This window comes from Candidatus Methylacidiphilales bacterium, from assembly GCA_025056655.1.
In the GTDB taxonomy this organism is placed as follows: domain Bacteria; phylum Verrucomicrobiota; class Verrucomicrobiia; order Methylacidiphilales; family JANWVL01; genus JANWVL01.
This window is the reverse complement of record JANWVL010000168.1, coordinates 1-7,618: the sequence shown is the minus strand read 5'-3', so window position 1 is coordinate 7,618 and position 7,618 is coordinate 1. Positions and strand designations below refer to the sequence as shown.

The window sequence follows — 7,618 nt, the reverse complement described above, 5'->3', positions numbered from 1 at the left end:
ACCAGACTTAAATGAACCTCGTTTGACTGAGTTGGCTCTTAAAGCCATAGTGAATCATCGTGAAGATGATTTAATAGTTGAATACATAGACAGGATTTTTTCAAAAAAACTTTTAAACTGGACAGAAATCCATAGATTTGGTATTGAAATAGGCGAAAAATACATTAAAGAAATAATCAAACATTCATTTTATAGAAATACCGAAGAGTTTTTAAAAGAACTTTTCGCTATTTTTGAGGATTGGACAAGTATAGATATTGAATATATTGCTAACCTGATATTATGGTGTGATGGAGAAATGCTGGAATCTATAATTCGCTTGATTAAAAAATTTATCGAGCATGACGGAATAATTCATGATTATTCTTTGTTAGAAATTATTTTAGCTTCATTAGTGTTTAAAGATTCTGACGAAAGCATTAGGCTTGCCAAATATTTAATTAATGCATGTAGGATTGATGGTTTATTTTTTGAAGAATCGTTGTTTTGTTTATTTTTAAATGAAAGCGAGCATTCTCTGAATTTATTTTTTGATGAAATTTTTAAGGTGGAAGAGATTGAAATAGATAAAACAATAATGCTTTTAAATACACTAAACACAGATATTGTCTTGAAAGCAATTGTAAATAAATTAATCAATACACATTCAACAAAAGAAATCAATATGATATTCGCATTAGCGGAAGGTATATGGTATAATTATGATGAAGTTATTTTAAATTACATGCATGATCACCTGGTACCCCAAGAAAGAATAGGTCATATTATCAATGACCTATTAAAATACCAGGCTAGTAGAAAAAACATTATTTCGTATTAAAATTTAAATATAAAAACAGGAGAATAGCGAGAAGAATATGGCAATAAAGTTATCACTGAGTGGATGTATATGTGGCACATTAGTCGGTATGAATCAAAGTGTTACAGGAAATATGATTGCTAATTTGATTCAAAAATATCCAGAACAAGCACCAATGGTTATAGCATTCACAATGGAAAATATATCTAAAATATTTCAAAGAGATGAGATATTAAATTTATTCTATGCAATAGCGAATAGCAACATGAATAAGGATAGTTATATAAATATAATATCTAGATATATTGGGCGTTTAGGATTTTTAGACGATATATATATTTACAGCATTATGATAAAATTTGGCCATTTTGAATACATCGATCACATTTTTAATATAATCGAAGAGCACAAAAAAAACCGCCATTTATATTCATCATTCTTAAGTTTTGTGTATGAAATAAATCTAAAAGAAGTCGCGCCTCTTTTGTTGATTAAAGCTACTCATGATCCTTTTTACCTAACAGATTATCTTATTAGAACTCTTATTAATATAGGATATTCTATAGAAACTGAGTGGATAGTTAAAGTTTTTAATGAAAATAATAATTCCAGTGAATGCATACAAAAAAGTCTTCTCTATGCACTTCATGACAAACATGATGAAATGGCCTATGAATTTCTCATCAAAACATATTTAAGCCACGCTAGCGATGATGTTCGTCAGGCCGCTCTCAAGACTTTATATAAAATAAAAACAACTGGAGCTTTAACAGAAATGATGATTAGAAATTTTAAATTGATTGGAAAAGATGATTTGATAGATATTAAGATTATGTTGCAAGTAAATCATAAAAAAGCCATGGCGCTTATATCTGATTTTATAAAAAATGCACCACCTGATAGGATTATAAGTCTAATAAACATAATAATAAGCGAAGATCTTGATATATCTAGTGGTTTGATGAAAGATATATGGCGTATTCAAGACCCGCAAGTCAAATTAGAAGTGTTAAAACTAATCAACAGACAAATAAAAGAAGAAAATGTTGGATTAATATACGAAGGGATTATACATCCCAATTCCTTGGTAAGAAAAATGGCTGTTAAAAGCGCAGTAAATTATAAAGATATAAGAGTAGAGAATAAACTAATAGAGATACTCAATAATCTCGACGAACTAGAGGAAATTAGAATAGCCGCTTTAGAAGTCTTAATATCTAAAAACGACAAGAGGTTTAATGATATATTTATTAAAGCGTTGCGTTATAAAAAAAATTTAAGGAAGATGGCTTTATATGGATTGAATATAAATGAATACGCCCTTGATTTAAACGAACTCGAAAGAATGCTTTTATCCGTTAATGATTTAGAAGAAACGATTTTGCTTTTTGAATTAACAAAAAATATAGACAAAGAAAAAGCAGCCTTATTCTTTAATAAAATTATCGGCAAACCATCTCAATACCACAAATTCATGTTTGGATTGATTTATTATATCAACACATTTCCTGATCAAGCCGTGGAATTTATAAGAAAGGAAATAAAATCAAGAGAGAAACCTGATATCTTATACATCGAAGCTCTTTTGTTATCTCAAAATCCAACGGCAATTAAACTATTTATGGAAACAATGACGTTATTCAATGATGAGGTATATTTAAAGTACATAGAATATATAAAAGACGATCTGTTAATGAACGCCGTCATGAATATTGTGATGAATACAAATGATTTGGGTGAAATCAGAAGGATTTTGGATTTTATATATAACAAGAAGCCTTATTTATGCGAAAAACTCCTTATAAATATTAAAAAAGAGATGGTGGGTGAAATTAAATTAAGTGAGATTTTTGGTTTCTTGAATAATAAAATTACAAACGAGAGATTTGTGCAATAATTAATAACTCAACCAAGGTGGTTTCAAGCAACATAATCACTGAAGCTAGCAGTGCAATATTGAAAGACCTGTGCGATTGATCCACCCCAGCCAGTAACACTGCTACATTCAGAGATAGAGTATCTACCAGCTCATTTTGCAGCGTGTCTGGCGCTCAACCTGCGTGATGAGATAGAGGCATTTTTTTACTCCCGACGAATGTGAACAGCTCATCAAGCTCGACGATAGTATCATCGTCGGTTGTGGGTTGTGGGATAGAGGCAGCCAAGCCACATTCACCGACGCACTTGACCCAGGAGGCTACCGATTGCGCACTTGACACGTAGATTGTGCCTGATGTGTCGGAAGAAGTGACCCTCCAGATACATCTGGATAACTTGGCACGGGATTCTAGGCGAGTAGCCAATTGGGTAGGTTGCGGGGTGAAATGACGTTTGCAGGTTTTACATAGGTAGTATTGGCTGTTGCAGTGATTCTTGTCGCGTTTGACCAATGATTCCCTATTGATAAAATTAGGCCAAAATCATATGATGCTGAGCTTGCGAAAAGCCATAGCGTCAATTTAGACTCATTATCCATTAAGATCATAACTAATAATATTGATTAGCAAGCTTCTTCCTAAGAATAGCAGCTAGAGTAGGATCATATTTGTACTTGACACATTTAGCTACTCACTGTGCCTCCCCATGAAACGTAAATTTTCATTACGCTAAGAAGCCTTACCATACAGATAGATATTTTCTACTTTGGGCTAAATTCTAAGTAGGTAGCCTATTAGATTGGATTAATGCATAGGATGACGATTACAGTCAATTTATAGATAATACTAGGCGTTGTTTTGATTCTTACCATTCTGTCCCCTGGTTTGCTTATTTATTTCACACATCACACTTGTACAATTTTATCCGCAAATCCCTTCAGGATTTTCAATTTATTTATACATCTTCATCATAGGTATGTAGGCATTGAGTAGGACTTTTTATCTATTTGGATTGAGGAGATGCCAATCAGCTTGCAAAAGAAGAAATAATATTATAATAGATAAGATGATAGGCAAAAATTAACTTGTTGATCTATTCTGTCAAATGAACGACAGGGGAATTACGCTTGATATTTATAGGCAAATCGAATCCCTATTTAATTTATATACAAAAGAAACATTATTGTTGATGATATATTTTTGCCTCAAAGAAGAGGCCTCAAAAATGATAGCTGCTGTTAAGTTTTTAATTGATAAAAAGATGATCGCATATATTGAATTAGATGAAGTTGAAAGGATTCTGCATAGTGATGTTTATCGTTTTGTTCACCTGTATTTATTATACATGTCAGGAGATGTTCAAGCTATAGAAGAAATGAAAAGATTACTCCATAAATCATATAAACTAATTGAAAGCGGGTATTTAAAGATTATGATCGAGGGTAGTGATGAAAAAAATTGTAGATATGGTAAAAAATTCATGCGTGAAAGTATAGAAAATAATCAACCCGTGTACTTAGTTTGTCGTCATTTTAATGACATATTCTACGACACCTTTAGAGACAAAGCAATTGAAATGATGTTGGATAAAGAAATTTCTCACCACATAATATATACGTTGTCGTTCTCTAAAAATCCAGCCTGTGTAAAAGATTTGATTTCTATATACAAAAAACATAGCGATATAAAAACAAGAGAGGAAATAATAAAATACATTGGTAATTGCTTATCATATGAGGCGGTTGATTTACTTATTGGTATAATATATTCAAATTAAGATACATTCATTGATCTAGCTTTCGATGCAATTTTACAAATTCATAATCAATTTAAGTTTTGAAAATAATGCATAAATGTAGGCTGGATTTTATAGAGCCTCTGGATGTATACAATTATATTTTAATTAACTGTAATGGGAATGAGATGAATAATTCTGCTTTTAAGCTAGTTGATATTTTAGATAAACATATAGTCAAAGAAAACCCTGCCCAAGAAATTGTTTGGTAAGGATAAAAAGATGTCTTTTTTATAAACAATATAATGCCATTTTATTTTCTTGCATATGCATTGAAAGATACAATAAACTGTCATGATTGCACTGTTTTTTATTTTAAATTTAACGCATAAGACTATTATCATACCGATCCAATTGAGTGATAAAATAGAAAAAGTTTGATGCTTGTTTTATTTATTTAAGCATTTGATAATTACCCTGTCTTTAAATAGCATAAAGTAGTTGTTAATCTAAATATAATTTAAAATATTATTGTGTGTCTATATATCTGCTATTTAAGATGTATCATACATAATCTTAGCGCAAAAAGATAGATGGATAAACGCTAATGATAAGCATATCAATAACTATGCGTTAACTACGATCCTAAATATATTAAACAAAGAAATTTTTGGTGATAAAAAGGCGCTTTTTATTAGTAATTTTAATTACTGAGACATTGTGTTATATGATATAGGTATACAATCCACACCACAATAAAACTGTGTTTCAGATGGAGGTAAAAAAGAGAACAAATAAAATTGTATGCATAAAGTGCTAAAGATGCATAAGCTAATCGCTGGATAAAGGATGCAAGAATCACAACGGGAACCAGTGCTACCTATGTAAAATCTACAATCGCCATTTCACCCCGCAGCCCACCCCAATCGGCTACTCGCCTAGAATCCCGTGCCAAGTTATCCAGATGTATCTGGATGATCACTACTTCCGACGCATCGGGCGCAATCTACGTGTCAAGTGCGCAATCGGTAGCCTCCTGGGTCAAGTGTATCGCTGAATGTGCCCTGGCTGCTTCTATCTACCTACCTGATTCGAACCGACGACAATACTGTCATCGAGTTCAATGAGCTGTCATGACCGTTTGGAGTAAAAAGGCGCATCTATCTCATCAGGCGGATTGATCGTCAGACATGCTATATCATGTTTTAGTAGATACTTTATCCTGTGATAAAGCGATGATACAGGAGATGATGGATTAAGCGCCACAGGCTTTTCAATATTGCAGCGTTGGCTCCAGTAATTATGCCGCTTTAAACTACCGAGGCGGATGTCTCAGGTTATATCAGGCAAGTTACAGACCCATTCGGTTTAAGCAAGACTCGCCGAGTTGCGGAGGATCTTGCTCGGCTAGGGCGACGTATGCGATGCTTTTCTCGATGTGAGAAGGATCAGCTGCCATCGGCTGCGTTCTTTATGCATGATGCAATCTGCGGTATCCCCTCAAGCAGGCACATTCTGGTCATCATAACTATCCATGGGATTACGCAAGTATTTGGTTTTAGACATACCCTTTATCTAGGTCAATTAAAATACATTATTCCCACCAAATTCTTTTTATTTAACATGACATCTGTTATATTCTATTTATTTAACACGGCATGTGTTATATTCTACATCATAATTCACGTCTTGTGATCAAATTCAGGGTAGCAGTTGACATAGCGTTATATCTAAATATAATCTAGGCGGTGTATATTTAACATGACGATAAGGGCCTGTAGCTCAGCGGTAAGAGCAGTCGGCTCATAACCGATTGGTCGCTGGTTCGAATCCGGCCAGGCCCATGATCAGGCAAACCGTTTAGGTATTTACCTCAAGCGGGTTATCACGTTTGCCCCTCTATATTTCTCCTTTCTGATCTCTCTACATGAGTGACAAAGCGCATTGTAGTCGTAGCGTACAAAATCACTCGTGCAAAGAAAGCCTACTTCTGCATTTATGTTTATATCGGTAGCCTGCTCAAGACCTCCCATGACAGAGCCCAAGCCTAGGTACATACCAAGCTCAAAGCACTACTGCAAAAAATGGGGACGGATGACGGATTCGTCAACGCGCACAGTCGCACATACTGATGACCTTGCACGCGTCGGTCCACGACACGTATACATTCGCAAAACCATGTAAGTTAACTGTGGCTAGACGCTGCGCTCGTCTGAGACAATCGTTCACGGCGCGCTTCGGTAGGTTTGCATCACACCCTAACGCATTAAAACAATGTATTGCAAGCTAAATACACTAAAAGCAATGAGGGTGCACGGCTGGCTATTGCGGATAGCTTTTGCAGTTTATGGCACTAGCGCCGTTAAGTCAAACTCCTGGGATCGCTTGCTTTGCCAACAAGCACAGCACAAGCGTCCAAACTTGTATTTGACTGACCAAGTTTATTCATTTTTTACCCCGATGCGTGCCTCCTAGGTTTTGTTAATGCAGGCGATAACAGGTCTGCAGATAAAACAAGGCGCTGGCTTTCGGCTAGCGCGGGCTGGGATGCACAGCGCACCGGTGACCATGCGCATCATGGCAAAGCCTGTGAATAGGCAACATGGGTGTTAAATAAAATTGGATGCATGAGGAGTAAAAGAGTCATAAGCAAATCGTGGGGTGCAAACGAGGCAAAAATCACTGTGGCGACAGAGCTTCCTATACAAGGCATTCGGTTGTCATTTCAAACCTCAGGCCAACCTGATTGGCTATCCACCTTGAATCTTGCGCGCAAGCCTTCAAGATATATATGGATGGCCACGGCTTACGACGCATCGGGCTCAATCTGTATGTCAAGGACGCAATTGGCAGCTAACTGGAGCAAGTGCATCGGTGACCATGCTTTGTCTGCTTCAATCTACCAGACCCCAACTGGAGACTCACCCATAACCAAGCTTGATGAGCCGTTCACGTTCTTCGGGAGTAAAAAGACGTGTCTATCTCATCACACAGGTCAGACTACAGAGGCGCTGCATCATAAGCTGGTAGATACTCTATTCTGCAATGCAACGGTGATATAGGGAGTGCCTAAATCCAAATACTTGCGTAGTCCCGCGGATAGCTCTGATAACCCGGATGTGCTTGCTTGAAGGGATGCCGCCGATTCCAGCATTGCACAAACGACGCAACCGACCGCCATAGCTCCTCCACACACCGCGAAAAGCA

The 7,618-nt window shown here is 35.8% G+C and carries 5 protein-coding genes and 1 tRNA gene; 5 read left to right on the top strand and 1 reads right to left on the bottom strand.

Annotated features, from left to right (window positions below):
• Together NZM04_10870 and NZM04_10865 are read left to right on the top strand one after the other, a co-directional pair.
• The coding region (locus tag NZM04_10870; GenBank protein MCS7064517.1) for a hypothetical protein at positions 1–820 on the top strand (820 nt) is incomplete at its 5' end.
• Between the two features lie 37 nt (positions 821–857).
• Positions 858–2,696, top strand: coding sequence for a HEAT repeat domain-containing protein (locus NZM04_10865; GenBank protein ID MCS7064516.1), 1,839 nt, complete (start codon positions 858–860; stop codon positions 2,694–2,696).
• A 154-nt stretch (positions 2,697–2,850) separates the two neighbouring features.
• Here the strand turns inward: NZM04_10865 and NZM04_10860 are convergent, their stop codons facing one another.
• Entirely contained in the window at positions 2,851–3,102 is a 252-nt protein-coding gene (locus tag NZM04_10860; GenBank protein MCS7064515.1) for a hypothetical protein, read from the bottom strand.
• 679 nt (positions 3,103–3,781) lie between these two features.
• Between NZM04_10860 and NZM04_10855 the strand changes: the two genes are divergently transcribed.
• The 3 genes from NZM04_10855 (at position 3,782) to NZM04_10845 (ending at position 7,473) form a co-directional block, all read left to right on the top strand.
• The gene (locus NZM04_10855; protein MCS7064514.1) at positions 3,782–4,453 is read left to right on the top strand and encodes a hypothetical protein; all 672 of its coding nucleotides are present in this window, start codon (positions 3,782–3,784) and stop codon (positions 4,451–4,453) included.
• Between the two features lie 1,729 nt (positions 4,454–6,182).
• Positions 6,183–6,255 (top strand) — tRNA-Ile (locus NZM04_10850).
• A 783-nt stretch (positions 6,256–7,038) separates the two neighbouring features.
• Positions 7,039–7,473, top strand: a complete 435-nt coding sequence (locus tag NZM04_10845) for a hypothetical protein (GenBank protein MCS7064513.1) — start codon at positions 7,039–7,041, stop codon at positions 7,471–7,473.
• The last annotated feature ends 145 nt before the right edge of the window (positions 7,474–7,618 follow it).

Coding starts and splice junctions, on each gene's coding strand:
- NZM04_10865 (MCS7064516.1), top strand. CDS start 858: ATGGCAATAAAGTTATCACTGAGTGGATGTATATGTGGCACATTAGTC.
- NZM04_10855 (MCS7064514.1), top strand. CDS start 3,782: ATGAACGACAGGGGAATTACGCTTGATATTTATAGGCAAATCGAATCC.
- NZM04_10845 (MCS7064513.1), top strand. CDS start 7,039: ATGAGGAGTAAAAGAGTCATAAGCAAATCGTGGGGTGCAAACGAGGCA.